Source organism: Vibrio sp. QJM3NY_26 (genome assembly GCF_057786005.1).
This window is the reverse complement of sequence record NZ_CM173515.1, coordinates 1,262,691-1,277,135: the sequence shown is the minus strand read 5'-3', so window position 1 is coordinate 1,277,135 and position 14,445 is coordinate 1,262,691. Positions and strand designations below refer to the sequence as shown.

Genomic DNA, 14,445 nt, shown 5'->3' with positions numbered 1-14,445 from the left:
ATCCCACTACACATACCTATAAGCAAAGAAGAATTCACTGCTACACGTTTTTTGTTAGCAAAACATTAACATTCACCAAGCTTATAAAACCTGCCGAACCTTTCTGAAACCTTTATATGACCAAACGAAGATGATAATTAATACCATTTAGAATAAAACTCTACTAAATCTCTAATGGCATACAATTTTTTAACATAATTATTTTTATAGAAATCTAATTTTGTTAAGGCAATCGATAAAATAGAAAAGATTAAAACTTAGTACCTCTTCTATCAGACATTCCGATTTATCTAATAAAATAAAATTTATTTCCATTTAAAATCAAATATTTAAATTAAAAAACCAAGAAAACAAGGAAAAATAACCCTTCCCTTATAAATAAAAACAATTATCATTCCCCTCGTTTAAACATCGTTATTTTAAATAACAGCAACCAAAGACAATAAGAATACTGATGATTCAAATCCGATTTACGCCATTAGCAATCTGCTTAATATTTCTACAAAACACATCTTTTGCAGCATCAATCACTAATCAAAACCTTCAAAAGCAAATTGATTATATTGAATCATCTTCCACTACTCAGAAGCATATTGAAGCCATCGACGATCAAACTCAGCTTCAGCGCGAAATAACGAGAAACTTAGATCACGAGATACGATTACAAATACGATATGAGCAGCAACTGCGCAAACAGTTGCTGCAGCTAAAGGATGTTGTCGATGAGTTAGACCAAGAAATGGATAATATTCGTCAAACAAAGGTCAACCTATACCCCCTATTGGAGCGAATGACCAACACACTCCAAGCGCTTGTAAAGGCGGACCTTCCTTTCGATAAACAACGAAGACTTGAGCGAATTACACAAATCAACTCTGATTTAGATAACCCGCAATTGAGCGACGCCGAAAAACTTGAGCGTATTCTGATCGCGTATCAAACAGAGATCCAATACGGCACTCAAGTAAAATCATGGTTTGGCCGATTATCCCCTATTCAAGAGGTTCAATACCTAAGAGTAGGACGTTTGGGGTACTACTATCTGTCTCTCGATGCTTCAAAAGCAGGCGTATGGCACTCGAAAGAGCACCGATGGGTAATTTTAACAAACAACGAAACTGAGCAACTTCGCCAAGCAATCACTGCCCTTAATGGTGGTAGTGCATATCCACTCCTAACACTTCCAAAGGCGCTATAGTCATGAAAAATGAACGAATCATGAAACAAAGCAGCTGGAAAACTCATTGTTATGTGATGTTAATAGTCAGCTTAATGACAGTGTTGGGTATTGAACCAGCGGCGGGAGCGACTACATCAGATAAGCCAGCTCAGTATGATACACTCCAAGCTATCTTTGAACGTGTCGAACGCGATAACAAAAATGATGTGCAACGCTATCAACAGCTAAAGTCACGTAAACAAAGCAAGTTGTCTGAAGTTAGTGACCAAGTCAACGCGCAGCGGTATCAGCTTAAAATGCTCAATCAGAGCAATGGACAACTTGAAGAAGAACTTCTTAAACTTCAACAAAAACTACGCGACAAACAAAAACAAGTTGAAGCAGCACGAGCAGGTATTGTTGAAGTCATCGACCTCACCGCAGCTCAACAAAGGAACTTTGTTGCAAACAACACCCCCCTAGCGACTTGGTTTGATGTTAAGGAACCAAAGCCGATACAAGAAAGTCAATTCAATATCACGAACATCAAAACGCTTTGGCTCATCATGGTTCAACAATTCTCAGAGGCCAGTCAACCTAGAGAATATGTTGGCGAACTATTAATGCCTAGCGGTAAAGTAGAACGTGTAAACATTCAGCAAACAGGAGCGTTTAGTCAATATTCTGTGGAGTATGGTTGGCTGACCTTTGATGGCGCCCGTAAGCAATGGCGACAAATTACTCCCCCGCCCCAAATTGACTTAACCCCGAATCAGTGGATCATCGACCCAAACTTTGGTTTAGGCTTTGAGGCTATCGCAAAACAACCTAGGTGGTATGAGTCCTATATGGCTGCTGGGATTATTGGCTTACTCATCGCTTTGCTTGCTGTGGTTGGTTTTACAATCGGTTTCACTCGTTTAGTCACACTGACCAAAGAAAAAAGAGCCGTTACTCACCAAACCGCCAAGCTAAATAATCTTTCTGATCAGAATATTTTAGGTCGTGTCCTCATTCAACTTAAAGAATGCGCTACCGACCAAGAAATGGAAGATGTGGTAGATGCAAACATTAGTCGCGAGATGCCTTGGCTACATAAAGGGGTGGGAACAATCGCCGTATTAGCTGCAATTGCGCCTCTCATGGGTTTACTAGGTACCGTTGGCGGCATGATTGAAACATTTTCAGTGATCACAGCTCAAGGTGTAACAAATGGTGACTTACTCTCTGGTGGAATTGCAGAGGCGCTACTCACAACCAAGCTTGGGCTCCTTGTTGCTATTCCTTTATTGATAATTCATTGCTTAGTTAAAAATCAAGCAATGCAACTTGCCGAGATTTTAGAGCATCAAGTCATCAGTTTAGTTGTCGATATACGCTATGGAAAACGCAAAGCATGTTAGAACAATTATTGAGTGCTCGCCTACCAATAGACCATCCTATTATGTGGTCTATCGGTTTGATATCGCTGATCATGTGGGGGCTAATCATTCAATGCTACTCACGCTTCCATGTACTTAGACGTATGGACTTAGCCTCAAAAATTGAACTAATGTTGGCTCATTACACCAACATTAGTTCGACGCAGCGCCGCTACTTGAAGCAAGGATGGACAAGTCAAATTAGACTCCACCTAAATACAGGGCTAAGTCAAATCCATCTATTTGTCCGTATTCTTCCTATGCTTGGGCTGCTTGGTACCGTCGACGGCATGATGGACTGTTTCAAACAACTTAATAGTGACGACGTATTAAGCGCAGTATCTAATGGTATTAGCCAGGCGATGTTAACAACGTTGGCAGGCTTACTCGCGGCGCTCTCAGGCATGTACCTAGCTTACAATCTAAAAAGACAACAACAAAAACTCATTGACCACTACACACATCAATGGAAATTTTATGAAAATTAAACCCTTCACAGACAGAGAAGAATCACCTCAAGTAGACTTGACTCCGTTGATTGACGTGGTGTTTATTCTTCTTATCTTTTTCATTTTGTCCGCCAATTTTCAAAAAGAGTCTACCATAGAAGTGGATAGACCCAGCGCATCCAGCTCTACACTAAAATCCGAGTCAAAAATTCTGACCGTAAGTGTCGATCGTGACCAAAATATTTGGTTTAACGGACAAAACATCAGCCTAAGTCAATTGCAGTTCCAGGTGAAAGCACAAGTAACGAATAGCCAAACAATCAATGCAATAGTTAATGCCGACCGAAGTTTAGATACCGGTACACTTATCTCTATTATTGACACACTGCGCTTATCAGGAATCACCAATGTTGCTATCGCTACCCAAGACCAGTAAACCTAAGTGGGTTGGTATCTTGCTGGCGGCTATGATCATCAATCTTTTGCTGGTTGCACTTTTACACTTGCTGATCTCAACACATGATGTGAGTCCAGCTCGGATCAAACACCCAACGTATATTCAAACGATTTCCGCTCATAAAAAACAAGAGGACCTAGAGGTGAGCAAGCCAATTGTTGCCGCCTCAGCACCCACATCAGCTCCTAGCCGCCCAGCTTTGGTGGACTTCTCTATACCCGATATGGAGAGCTTAGTGACGCTACCAGAAGTAACGTTTAAGCCGAGTGATGAGCTAGATGTCCACTTGACGTTTGATTTTTCGTACTCCGGACAAGGTGTGCAACAAGGAAGCGACTTTCAAACAAAAGTGGTCGTAGCTAAGCCAACTTACCAAATCTCACCGACATACCCAGCCAAAGCAAAACGCAACGGCATAGAAGGCCACATCATCTTCTCCTTATTAATAAATCAACAAGGCGAACCAACCCAGTATGAGATTGTTGAAGAAACCCCGAAAGGCGTCTTCCTGCGTTCATCACTACGCTCTGTCATGCGTTGGAAGTTTGTGCCTCCAAAGTCTGGAGAGCAATGGCAGCAAGTCACTGTAAATTACAGCCTAGAGGATTAAACATCATGAAAAAAGTCGCTCTGCTCTGCTTGGCTTTATTTAGCTGCATGACACACGCTCAAGTAAGCGTAGAAACTTTTGAACGCTATCAAAAACTCAGCCGTTTTCTGGAGCGCAATGACATCAGCATTGATAGTTTTGCTCGATTTCACGACAATCATCAAGCTGCCAATTCAGAAACTAAAGTGCTCACCAAGAGTCTTTATTTACAAGCTTGTTTGAAGCTTGAAATGGTCAAGTGTGCGCTTGATAGAACTAATGAGCTATTGATGCTCACAGAAAACCTTGCTAACAAAGAACAACTTTTACGCCTCGCGGTACAGCTCAACTATCAAAACCAGCGTCACCTTAGTGCGTTAAATAAATTCAATGAATGGCGAGACTTACATTTATCTGAGAACTTTATAAAAAAAAGCAAACTCACAGCCTCACAAACCTCTGAGGTTTACACCATTGCCGGACACAGTGCTTATCAAATTGAGCAATGGCAACAAACTGCATCGATTATAAAAGAGGCGATAGCATTGGATGGAACAGAGCAACGTTATCAGCTTCTACTTGCTAGTTATCAACGCTTGGAAGATTTTGACAAAGAACACGCATTATTGCTTAAAGTTACCGAACTTTTTCCCAGCAGAGATATCTATTGGTCCCGCTTGGCTCAAGCAAGTGTGCAGCACGGAGAAAAGCAACAGGCGATCACTGCACTTTCTGTCGTAAAAAGGTTAGGAAAACTTACGGAGCAACAGCGTATTCTTTTAGCACAATTGCAGATCGGTTCAGAGACGCCAGCACTCGCATACCAAACACTCAATAACTTCATACCCTCACCTGAATACCGAGATAAGGTTGATCAATTAAGGCTTCATGCTTTACTGCGATCACGACAGCGAAATAAAGCAATGCTGCTTCTGAAATCACTTTCTAACACAAATGTATTGGCGACAAGAGCTCAGTTAGCCTATTCAGAGCAGAAATGGGAACGTGCGATTTCACTGATAGCAGAACTGATCACTCAGCAACCGGAAAATCAACGATGGCAACTATTAAAAGCCATCGCTCACTTTGAACTACACGAATATAACGAAGCCAAACCGTTGCTGACGTCTTTAGTCGGTGGGGAGTTTGATAGTTCAGCAAAACAATGGCTCGGACAAATCGCATACTTAAACGATGCTAGTTAATATATTGTTTTAAACTTGCACGCATTATTAAAACCTAACTCTGCCAACCAATCGCAAGAATATTGCCGTCTGTATAGTAATCATGATCTTCATCGATCACTTCCACCGTTGCTAATGGGTGTTTAACTAACTCGATGTCTGGCAGTGACGTTCGTATCTGATTAGCGAGCCTATCTCGTTCTTCATCAACATTAGGGTCGATGTTATGAAGTATGGTAACAATACCCGAGTAAGGGGTGACTTTAAGGCCATCATCATAGCTAATTGCGCCTAACCACTGAGACTGGTTAGTTTTAATATCAACACCAGCACGCCACCAGCGAATATGGCTGCGCTTCATCAAGTTACCCGGCAATTGAAACGCCATATCTTGTGGCTTGTCTCGCCAATACAAATCAGACACTGGTGGCGTTTTGTCTCTAAGCAATGCGAGGTAACCTGCCCATTCAATCTCGTTTCGAGAGAACGTTTGATTCTCTATCCAGCCTAATTGCTTCATTAAATCTCTGGGAGTGACTCCAACATAAATTACGTTGATCGCTTGTGCCGAGTAGAATGAAGATTTGCCTGGGAATGCTTTATAGGTCATCGAATTCCAGTCGACTTTTTCAATTTGAACCGTCTCTTGTTGATTCTGAAAATCATCGGCCTTCCAGAAAAAGTGAGCGTAGTTCGCAAACAATATCCACGCCAACAACAGCGCACTGGATTTAAGCACCAAGCGTCGCCACTTCATTCGATAACCAATAATGGTGAAGACCAATACCGTGAACACACCGGCGATCAAGCTATTATGCTCAGAGATAAATATATTAAGACGATTAAGCCACGGAAAGTTTTCAACGCCGTGCGCCAATAACATACCCCAAGCAATGAACTGCCCTCCACCAAGAGCCAAGCCGATAAACGCCAATACACTGAAATTGCGCCACGGTACACGATGCGAACCCGCTATAAATGGCACAACCCAAGCGATAGGCCCTAATAAGCGGGCAAAAAGAATGATGTATGTGCCTTTGCGAGCAACCAGATAGCGGCAGCGCGCAATTAATCTTTTGGTTTTAGGACGAAACTTAATGAGCCTTCGTTGCGCCTTAGCTCCGTATTTATAACCAATGAAATAACTGAGTTGGTCACCAAGCAAACCACCTAGCATTACCAAAAACAACGCCATCCATGCACCTGAATACAGTTGAAAGCCCGCTGCGATAAAAAAGGGCTCTCCCGGTACAAATAGGTTTGGACCAATGAGAGCATCACCCAATGCCCCCAGAAACAGCCCTAGTCCATCAAACATAACAACCTCAATACTTACTGTTCTTTGTAGTGACCAAACTTGTAGTTCATCTCGTTGTTACGCATTTCGCCTTTAAAGAAACGTCTTATATTCGCCTTAAGGTAAGTTGAGCCTGTCTTCACAACGCCATCTTGATCTAATCGGCGTGGGTCAAAGCCAAAGGTCATATTCAGAAATCTAAATCGCCATGTCTTGCTCGCGCGTTTTACGTAGTCACAGTCTTCACACAGGACGATACCTTCATCGAAACCGCCGATTTCATCATGCGCGCGTTTAGTCGAGAAAATACAGGCACCAATCGCCGTCGGGAAAAAGAACTGTGTAGTGAACAAGCCTGCGTTAAATAAGCCGTAACCAAACTTGTGTACAAGCGGCAGACCTTTCGAACTCATGTACACACCCGCAACTTCAAGCTTCTTCTCTTCTAGTTCATAAAGTGCTTTCGCAAGGAAGTTTCGAGGCAAGCTCACGTCAGCATCTAAGAAAAGGATTCTGTTGTATTGCGCCAATGAAGCACCCGTGTTTCGGCCAAGGCTCACACCACGGTTTTCCATATGATGAACAGTTAATTTTGGCAACGCGTTTTCATAAGCTTGTGCCACTTCCCTTGTGTTGTCTTCACTGTTGGAGTCAACAACAATCACTTCAAACTCTTGGTGGGTTTGCACACTCAACTCTTCCATTAAGCGGCTAATGCGTTTCTCTTCGTTTAGCGTAATTACGACAATGCTTACCGGTTCCATATTTTCACCTATTCATTTTGCTGTTTGATTAACACTAAGATTAACGAACCAAGCCTTAACCAAGTCTTAGGCAAACATTCATTTTCCGTTCATTAACTTGATGATTTAGCAGCGCTATAAATAGATAACATTGGCAATGTAAAAGACGATAAAATGGGGTAAATAAGAGTTAGTGAACGTTTTATCTTCAAACGAATCATTTATCGAAGGAAATTCACTTTGAGATGGGCTTCTGACTTGCTCAGATTTGAATGTGATGTTAGTATCCGCGCTCGCTTAAGCATGAACTCGTTTATGCATAAGCTTTACCACATACTCAAGGTCGCATTGAGGTGTGAAGTTAATTTTTACTAATTTGAGAGTAAAACTATGAAATTTGAAGCAGTAGTACGTACTGAACTAGGTAAAGGTGCGAGCCGCCGCCTACGTCACGCTGGTAAATTCCCAGCTGTAATCTACGGTGGCGAAGCAGCAGCTGTAGCTATCGAACTTGTTCACGCTGAAGTGATCAACCAAATGGATAAGCCTGAATTCTACGAAGCAATCACTCTGTTGATTGACGGCGCAGAAGTTAAGGTTAAGCCGCAAGACGTTCAACGTCACGCGTTCAAGCCTAAAGTTGAGCACATGGACTTCATCCGTATCTAATTCCCTACCAAGGAATAAGATTGGATTAATCCAAGCCTTCTGCATAGAAAAGATAATCGATCTTACCAGTCGAGAAATCTAGAAATTCGAAACCCCGATGCTACCAACATCGGGGTTTCACCGTTTCTGAGCCCTCAAAAACGTCGTAAATCTCGCGCAATACACCGAAAATAATCAACTTTCCCCTTCCCCACTTTATCCCGGTCTTGCTTGGGTGGATTAAGGGTGGACGAAAGGTGGACTTATACAGTAGTTTTTCTAACAGTAAGACTAGACCGCTTTTTCGCTAGGTTCAACACACCACTCAAACAAAAAGACAAAACCGACTAGCATCTAGAATGTTACTTGTATGGCCTTGTACGAATTTCTAAACGAATAGAGTAATCTAGAATAAGAACTACTCCTTTGGCATAACTCGCTAGCGCTGAGAGCCGCCTACTTACATTCATGTATATTGGATTGGGCTTTACCACCACGTAATACACTCCAGGCTAATCAAACAACACTGAAAGGCGATCAAGAAAACACTTCTAGCCTTTCGTTCATTCTTAACACCACCTTCCAACCTAATCCTTCAACTCTCATTTAATGACATAACATGCCTGAACTACCCACCAGCAAGTAAACCTAATAGTCCAGTATTGAGAACTTTAAAGACCTATAGGCACTCACTGATCCGCACAGTCACTTTTCAAAACATAACACTCGACTTCCCTGACCAAAAATCACGGATTCGGAATCCGAATAATTAATAGAACGTCTATTCAAACCAAAAATATTGAAGAATTTGGGTCCAAGAATTTGTGATGGTGGGGCTCTGGTCGCATCACAAGCATAAACTCCCGCAACCCCGACCCTCATGCACTCTAGGTGACACTTTCAGTTCACCTAGAGTGCACGGATTTAAAGGGCTAACGAGAGATTTTATTGACCAAGTAATGTTGACACTTTTTTGGAAGAAATCTCAATCCAGATTCTAGTGCTAATTCTTAAAAATCAACGGCATTTTGAAGGGGAAAAAACGAGTAACTCTACGATTTTCAATACAACTCGTATAATAAAACTCGTATAGATGAGGTTACAGAGGCAGAATTGTAGCGGATATCCGAATTCGCGAATAAAAAGGAATAATATTGAGATAGTTGCAGCAATGAAAAAGAAGCGGCCTGATTAGCTAACTTTCCTTAGGCTCTTCTTTCTAGAATACTCGTAATGTCTTTCTTGAGTTCCTCTGAAAGGCGTTCGAATTGTTCTGGTGCAACCAAGCCTTCCGCACACATCTGCATGAGCTGGATAAATGCACGGTTTCGAGAGTGGCCATCAAAAATAAGCTTCATTTGCTTTTGAGATTCTTTGGAGTGCTGGCACATAAAGTTATACCTTTCCCCTACAGGTTCTGCTTCATCAGTAATCGTTTTGATGGCTTCATCTAGCTGCCGAGTACAAAACACTTTCGCTGCTTCACTCTTTATTTCGCAAAAGATTTTCCAATCAGGCTCTTTGATATCCATACTTACCTCCATAAAGTGACACTTTTTAGGGTAGGACATGACACCATAAAGAGTTGCTATATTTGGTCTGTATCTGGTGTAGTTATTTTAGACACCTGTTGCTCAGCCTCATAAGCATGTAGTTCCCGAACATATGCAATCAAACCTGCGACAAACATACCACCGGCCATTGCTGGAAAAGCCTCGATGAAGAGTTCAAAAACGTAAACATCCTTAAACTCTGAATTCTTTATCAATGGTATTGGCAAAAACAACATTAATCCCATTAAAAATAAGTGTTGCTCAAATCTAGCTAGTCTACTCCAAACCGCTTTCACTTTAGGAAATGACTTATATAACTCCCAAAGATTAAAGCCTACATAAACAACTGGAATCAAAGCAAAAATAACAACTACTACGAAAGTAACATAGTCCATAATTATCTCTATTATCCGTAAAAACATAAAGCACGGTTGGGGTGTAAACAACGCAATTCCAAAGCTGCTGTGTACCACTTTAAACACAACAACACAGCGCATAGTAAAAAATATCTAGTGTTGCGAATCACTCTTAAACAGAGTGTTAATCCTAGAGTTTACCTGATGCCCATTTCTTTCTACCTTCGGACAATGGGTAATATTCTTTACTTAAATAATCTTTTTCCATCTCGAAGATCGTCACTTTTTTAGTGTCTCCACCTTTATATGAAATTCTCGTGAACTGACTATTTTCACCTCTATCTATCCATAATTCATCAAATTGCTGAATCGCTGACTCAAAGAAAAAACAAAATTTAAGTCTTCTGTTCTTATCTTTACTTTTACTAGGAAGAAAATTAATCAAAGTTGCATAAATGTAGGGTAATAAGTTTGGCTCTAGATTCGCATACGCGTACACTCTAAGTTTTTTAGCTTGATCGAGTATTAGAATAAACTCTTTAAAATCAAGGAAAGGAACTATTTCATTTAACCGCCCCCAGATTTTGTCTATGTTTTCACTGGCGAACTTTTTATTTCTAGCTTCAGCAACAGGGTCTGCTTGAGTTGGTGTTTTTGATATGTATCGTATTGCATAAGGATCTTTGGTTGGGCAAAAATCACTATCAATGTGATAAAAGTGGCCATCATCTTTTTTATGCCCACTTCTAACATTCATTCTTCTTTTACAAACTGGACATCGGCCGCCTAGCCAATTGTTGGGTAATTGATACCCTTCCTCTGCTACCAATGTAACATAATCAGAAAAACTAATAAGTCGATTGTTATTAGGTGTAAAACTTCGTTCATTCTATAATCCTATCCTAAAAAGCATCACGCCAGATTTATAGGTGAGTATATGTGTGCCAAATTGTAGCGAAGCGAAAATGGCACACGTATTGAAGCGGTTTATTATGCCTTTGCTCTATTGAGCCACTTCTTTGGAGCTTGTGATATCTAAAACTAGAGATTTTGCATCTAATATTTGCTTACGAACCGAAAAAGGATCTTCTAAATAAAGCATTGCTACCGTTGTTGTTCCAGTACCTGAAGAAGCTATACTCCCATAGCCAAAAATCCTTCCAAATAGTGATTGTCTTACAAGCAAGCCTTCGCCTTGCTCTAGCGGTATTTCAAAGGTGTTTCTCGATATTAGTCCTGTTTTACCGATAACCCTTTGGCTTGTGACCACAAACTCTGAAGAAATAGAATAGACAACATATATGACACATTGAAACAACATCGCCAGCACTATAAATGCCATAAGTATGTAGCCAAAGTTGCCTATTAAACTAACCAAATAGCAAAGCGCTACTGTTAGTATAAAATATGCTAACAAAGGTTTTTTAGATATAGAGGCAATGAAGCTGACACTTTCATCGGCCCTTAATTGTTGGTTCAAGAATTTACTTATATTTGCCATGCTGACTCCGTTCATTTTAGCACTAAAGCATTAGGCTATAAGTAAGCATGCACACATACAATCAGTAAGCTAATTCTTACAAACAATTTGGGATTCACAACAAACTATGTGCGCAGAGTCATAACATCATGTTATGACATAATCAATCAAATACCAAAGCCGTCGAGTCAAAACAGTTGCGACTCTTCACTCCTGGTTTAACAAACGATTTTCCAATTAGAATACATAAAAAGCGTGAGCGACACTAATAACCAAAATATATCAGAATGCTGTAAAAACGAAGTCCAGTCTTAGATGTATAGATCCCAGAATCAACCTTAAATGCTCTTGTTATGTGCGTGGCAAGGAACCACGAATAGATAAGATGGTGGAGCATGGGGGAGTTGAACCCCCGCGACGCACTTCTAGGGACCTACAGTTTGCACTTTCTGCCAGCTACTCGCTCGGATTAGAATCTGCTACCCGCTGCTCCAGTAACGCCACGATTCCACCTTTCACGTTTTTCATAAAGTTGCCCTTATTATTGCCTGTTTCGTTCTTCTCTACTTGCACCGTTGTTACCTCGGGAGCTGTCAACGAGAGTTCTAATCCAAGCGAAGCCTCAACATCAATGTTAGCTGTAAGTACTGTTCCTAAACCGTTAAATTAATGGGATTTTACCACATCTAGAGTAAGACAAAAGCAGATTAAATCGACCATATGAAGCGTTGTGACTTAACGCACGACTAACTCATCATAGATGAAAGCACATAACGCCATGTTAAGTAGTGAGCAACGCTACCACTGAACCTTAACCATACCACCATAAACACAAAACCCAATAATTAACACTGAAAGTGCCAAGCGTTGGGAATCTGTCTCAAACGTTTTGTATGGATAATAAGCACTCCAATCGGGTAATGTGAGACCCAGGCTTTAGCTGCAACTAAAGCTTTCTATGTAGCAGTTCGTTTAAACGCTGGCTCCTCTATCGAGAGACCGATAACAAACATGAACGCTACATAGGACTTCAAGCATAAACCTCGAATAGTCGACTGGGTCTCGAACCCGCATTACGCAAGCATGAGTTAGCTTATTATGAATACCAAAATCAATCAAAGCATCAACGTTGGAGTTGATACCGGAAAAACACAATTAGACATCCACATCAGGCCACTAGATCTATTTTTCTCAGTAGAGAACAATGATAAAGGCATCAAGAAAGCACTCAAAACGATTAAAAGTCATAATCCTGAACGTATAGTTATTGAAGCAACAGGCCGATTAGAAATGCCTTTTGTTCTTGCATGTGCAGAGGCTAAATTACCTATTGTCAGAGCAAACCCTGTCCACATAAAACGATTCGCTGGAGCTATTGGCCGCAGAGCCAAAAATGATCGTTTAGATGCAGAGTTGATCGCTCACTATGGAGAAGCAATCAAACCAGTTCTTACTGTCATAAAGCCAAAAAACATTCGCCTAATGAGTGACTTAGTCACTCGCCGAAACCAGTTGTTATCCATGCAAACAATGGAAAAGAACCGAATCCAGATACTTCCCGCTTCTCTCCATCCGACTATCAAACCGGTGCTAACCACGATAAAAAATCAAATCACCAAGTTAGAAGAAAAGCTCGTTAAACTCATTGAAGATAGCCCTGAATACCAGGCTAAAAACACAATATTGCAGAGCGTTCCAGGAATAGGAAACATTGCCGCAGCATCAATCATTAGCAACGTACCTGAACTTGGCTACATCACAAATAAACAAGCGGCATCACTGATTGGTGTCGCTCCAATAACACGCGAAAGTGGGCGCTACAAAGGTAAGCGCGTGATCCAAGGCGGTCGAGCGCAAGTACGCACAGTGTTATATATGGCAATGATGTCAGCCATGCAATGTAACCCCGTATTCAAAGCAACTTATGCTCGACTTGTAGCTGCAGGAAAGCCTAAGAAAGTCGCAATAATCGCGTGTGTTCGAAAGATGGTTGTGACCCTTAACTCTATGCTGAGAGATGGCGCCATGTGGGATGAAAACACAGCCAAAAATTAATCATTGACGCCATAGTCGTTTGTTAGAGCTATTTTATAAACTCACAAAAGAATATTTCGTCTTTAAATTTTAATTGCTCATAAGATTGAACATCATTGAGTTTCCAAGTGTTTTTTTGATCTGCTACACTTAGCTTATTGTAAGCTCTTTCCAGCTCTTTTTCCTTACCTACTGGGTTATAAAAAATCGACGGTTTACAAGAACCATAGCCTAGTTGATCATAGAATTTTTCCATATGTGCATCTATTTTATTTCTTTCATTTAGCACATTATTTGTTGAAACAAATGAATATGCAGTTACCCCAAGTGATATTGCCATTAATAAATATACCCAAAGCATTGATGGTCGTCTTTTTGCACTTGCTAACCTTTGCATTGTAGTGGTGATCATTTTGTCACCAATTAAAATATTATTTAATTCAAAGTCTTCACTAGGGTTGTGAATAGAAACAACTATACTGTCTTCAGGTAGAATTTCTTCTATTGTAATTTCTTTTGTATTTTTATTAATGTTACAATTTACAGTTATATCTCGATTCTGGGATTCTACCTCTGGTTTTAATTCAAGATCCCCTGAATATAAAATACGAATATTTTTTTGTGCGTTAGTTGAGAAATTATCCACAGTGATATACGATGTTTTTATATTAGTCAGAAGTTTTCTATCTTCGTTATTTAACTTTTCCAAAAGCTCTTTTGGTGGGTTGTAAACTATCGGTCCAAAAAGATGGTAGCCAACCGCATCAGGTGTTTCTTTATTGATATTAATTATATTTAATATAGTTCCTAACAAAGGTATTTCCTTATAATTTTATAAATAAAATTTGATATATAAATTCGAAATTATAACAGATTGTTTGCGTTTATATAGTCTTAATAGCTCTAACAGCTATATTAGACAGAAAAATTCTGCACTTAAATACAGAATTATTCTGTCTAGTATCTTAATGACGTAAACGATACCCCGTTTTTATGAAAACTAACAGTAACTTAAGCACTACAGCTCTCTGCCTACATCCCAAAATACAGAATTTTTCTATATAGCATGAATTGA

15 protein-coding genes are annotated in these 14,445 nt (G+C 40.3%); 8 read left to right on the top strand and 7 right to left on the bottom strand.

Translation table 11 applies throughout. The features are described 5' to 3' along the window. Positions 1 to 454 precede the first annotated feature (454 nt). From AC3CH4_RS05805 to AC3CH4_RS05780, 6 genes are all read left to right on the top strand, one after another. Complete coding sequence (locus AC3CH4_RS05805) at positions 455 to 1,198, top strand: DUF3450 domain-containing protein (RefSeq protein WP_146458217.1); 744 nt, start codon at positions 455 to 457, stop codon at positions 1,196 to 1,198. 74 nt (positions 1,199 to 1,272) lie between these two features. Then, on the top strand, positions 1,273 to 2,562 hold the full coding sequence (locus tag AC3CH4_RS05800; RefSeq protein ID WP_488527272.1) for a MotA/TolQ/ExbB proton channel family protein: 1,290 nt from the start codon (positions 1,273 to 1,275) through the stop codon (positions 2,560 to 2,562). Beyond that, a complete protein-coding gene (locus tag AC3CH4_RS05795; RefSeq protein WP_171327487.1) occupies positions 2,556 to 3,068 on the top strand; it encodes a MotA/TolQ/ExbB proton channel family protein in 513 nt (170 codons plus the stop codon). The genes AC3CH4_RS05800 and AC3CH4_RS05795 overlap by 7 nt, the downstream gene beginning before the upstream one ends. Next, on the top strand, positions 3,058 to 3,465 hold the full coding sequence (locus AC3CH4_RS05790; RefSeq protein WP_146458223.1) for an ExbD/TolR family protein: 408 nt from the start codon (positions 3,058 to 3,060) through the stop codon (positions 3,463 to 3,465). Before AC3CH4_RS05795 ends, AC3CH4_RS05790 begins: the two co-directional genes overlap by 11 nt. After that, positions 3,437 to 4,096: an energy transducer TonB gene (locus tag AC3CH4_RS05785; RefSeq protein ID WP_146458225.1), complete on the top strand. Its 660-nt coding sequence runs from the start codon at positions 3,437 to 3,439 to the stop codon at positions 4,094 to 4,096. The genes AC3CH4_RS05790 and AC3CH4_RS05785 overlap by 29 nt, the downstream gene beginning before the upstream one ends. 5 nt (positions 4,097 to 4,101) lie before the next feature. Then, positions 4,102 to 5,280, top strand: a complete 1,179-nt coding sequence (locus tag AC3CH4_RS05780; RefSeq protein ID WP_488527089.1) for a tetratricopeptide repeat protein — start codon at positions 4,102 to 4,104, stop codon at positions 5,278 to 5,280. A 34-nt stretch (positions 5,281 to 5,314) separates the two neighbouring features. Here AC3CH4_RS05780 and AC3CH4_RS05775 read toward each other — a convergent pair whose 3' ends face one another. Beyond that, a complete protein-coding gene (locus AC3CH4_RS05775) occupies positions 5,315 to 6,577 on the bottom strand; it encodes an LssY C-terminal domain-containing protein (protein ID WP_171327490.1) in 1,263 nt (420 codons plus the stop codon). Between the two features lie 14 nt (positions 6,578 to 6,591). Continuing rightward, on the bottom strand, positions 6,592 to 7,320 hold the full coding sequence (locus AC3CH4_RS05770) for a glycosyltransferase family 2 protein (protein ID WP_171327491.1): 729 nt from the start codon (positions 7,318 to 7,320) through the stop codon (positions 6,592 to 6,594). A gap of 369 nt (positions 7,321 to 7,689) precedes the next feature. On the opposite strand from AC3CH4_RS05770, the gene rplY reads away from it, so the two are divergent. Continuing rightward, positions 7,690 to 7,968, top strand: a complete 279-nt coding sequence (rplY, locus tag AC3CH4_RS05765; RefSeq protein WP_017079048.1) for a 50S ribosomal protein L25 — start codon at positions 7,690 to 7,692, stop codon at positions 7,966 to 7,968. A 1,184-nt stretch (positions 7,969 to 9,152) separates the two neighbouring features. Here the strand turns inward: rplY and AC3CH4_RS05760 are convergent. The 4 genes from AC3CH4_RS05760 to AC3CH4_RS05745 all read right to left on the bottom strand — a co-directional run bounded on the left by AC3CH4_RS05760 (position 9,153) and on the right by AC3CH4_RS05745 (position 11,357). Next, positions 9,153 to 9,479 (bottom strand): hypothetical protein, encoded by a 327-nt coding sequence (locus AC3CH4_RS05760; protein ID WP_488543434.1) that lies wholly within the window; start codon positions 9,477 to 9,479, stop codon positions 9,153 to 9,155. Between the two features lie 56 nt (positions 9,480 to 9,535). Next, complete coding sequence (locus AC3CH4_RS05755) at positions 9,536 to 9,895, bottom strand: hypothetical protein (protein WP_132763675.1); 360 nt, start codon at positions 9,893 to 9,895, stop codon at positions 9,536 to 9,538. A gap of 151 nt (positions 9,896 to 10,046) precedes the next feature. Further along, on the bottom strand, positions 10,047 to 10,613 hold the full coding sequence (locus AC3CH4_RS05750) for a hypothetical protein (RefSeq protein WP_488543433.1): 567 nt from the start codon (positions 10,611 to 10,613) through the stop codon (positions 10,047 to 10,049). Between the two features lie 246 nt (positions 10,614 to 10,859). After that, on the bottom strand, positions 10,860 to 11,357 hold the full coding sequence (locus AC3CH4_RS05745) for a PH domain-containing protein (RefSeq protein WP_248374598.1): 498 nt from the start codon (positions 11,355 to 11,357) through the stop codon (positions 10,860 to 10,862). 1,077 nt (positions 11,358 to 12,434) lie between these two features. On the opposite strand from AC3CH4_RS05745, the gene AC3CH4_RS05740 reads away from it, so the two are divergent. Further along, complete coding sequence (locus tag AC3CH4_RS05740) at positions 12,435 to 13,391, top strand: IS110 family RNA-guided transposase (protein ID WP_488543432.1); 957 nt, start codon at positions 12,435 to 12,437, stop codon at positions 13,389 to 13,391. 28 nt (positions 13,392 to 13,419) lie between these two features. On the opposite strand, the gene AC3CH4_RS05735 is transcribed toward AC3CH4_RS05740, so the two are convergent. Continuing rightward, positions 13,420 to 14,184, bottom strand: coding sequence for a hypothetical protein (locus AC3CH4_RS05735; RefSeq protein WP_488543431.1), 765 nt, complete (start codon positions 14,182 to 14,184; stop codon positions 13,420 to 13,422). Positions 14,185 to 14,445: the final 261 nt, after the last annotated feature.

Bases quoted from the DNA above. Each gene is read 5' to 3' on its own strand.
- AC3CH4_RS05805 (WP_146458217.1), top strand. From the start codon at position 455: ATGATTCAAATCCGATTTACGCCATTAGCAATCTGCTTAATATTTCTA.
- AC3CH4_RS05800 (WP_488527272.1), top strand. From the start codon at position 1,273: ATGACAGTGTTGGGTATTGAACCAGCGGCGGGAGCGACTACATCAGAT.
- AC3CH4_RS05795 (WP_171327487.1), top strand. From the start codon at position 2,556: ATGTTAGAACAATTATTGAGTGCTCGCCTACCAATAGACCATCCTATT.
- AC3CH4_RS05790 (WP_146458223.1), top strand. From the start codon at position 3,058: ATGAAAATTAAACCCTTCACAGACAGAGAAGAATCACCTCAAGTAGAC.
- AC3CH4_RS05785 (WP_146458225.1), top strand. From the start codon at position 3,437: ATGTTGCTATCGCTACCCAAGACCAGTAAACCTAAGTGGGTTGGTATC.
- AC3CH4_RS05780 (WP_488527089.1), top strand. From the start codon at position 4,102: ATGAAAAAAGTCGCTCTGCTCTGCTTGGCTTTATTTAGCTGCATGACA.
- AC3CH4_RS05775 (WP_171327490.1), bottom strand. From the start codon at position 6,577: ATGTTTGATGGACTAGGGCTGTTTCTGGGGGCATTGGGTGATGCTCTC.
- AC3CH4_RS05770 (WP_171327491.1), bottom strand. From the start codon at position 7,320: ATGGAACCGGTAAGCATTGTCGTAATTACGCTAAACGAAGAGAAACGC.
- rplY (WP_017079048.1), top strand. From the start codon at position 7,690: ATGAAATTTGAAGCAGTAGTACGTACTGAACTAGGTAAAGGTGCGAGC.
- AC3CH4_RS05760 (WP_488543434.1), bottom strand. From the start codon at position 9,479: ATGGATATCAAAGAGCCTGATTGGAAAATCTTTTGCGAAATAAAGAGT.
- AC3CH4_RS05755 (WP_132763675.1), bottom strand. From the start codon at position 9,895: ATGGACTATGTTACTTTCGTAGTAGTTGTTATTTTTGCTTTGATTCCA.
- AC3CH4_RS05750 (WP_488543433.1), bottom strand. From the start codon at position 10,613: ATGAATGTTAGAAGTGGGCATAAAAAAGATGATGGCCACTTTTATCAC.
- AC3CH4_RS05745 (WP_248374598.1), bottom strand. From the start codon at position 11,357: ATGGCAAATATAAGTAAATTCTTGAACCAACAATTAAGGGCCGATGAA.
- AC3CH4_RS05740 (WP_488543432.1), top strand. From the start codon at position 12,435: ATGAATACCAAAATCAATCAAAGCATCAACGTTGGAGTTGATACCGGA.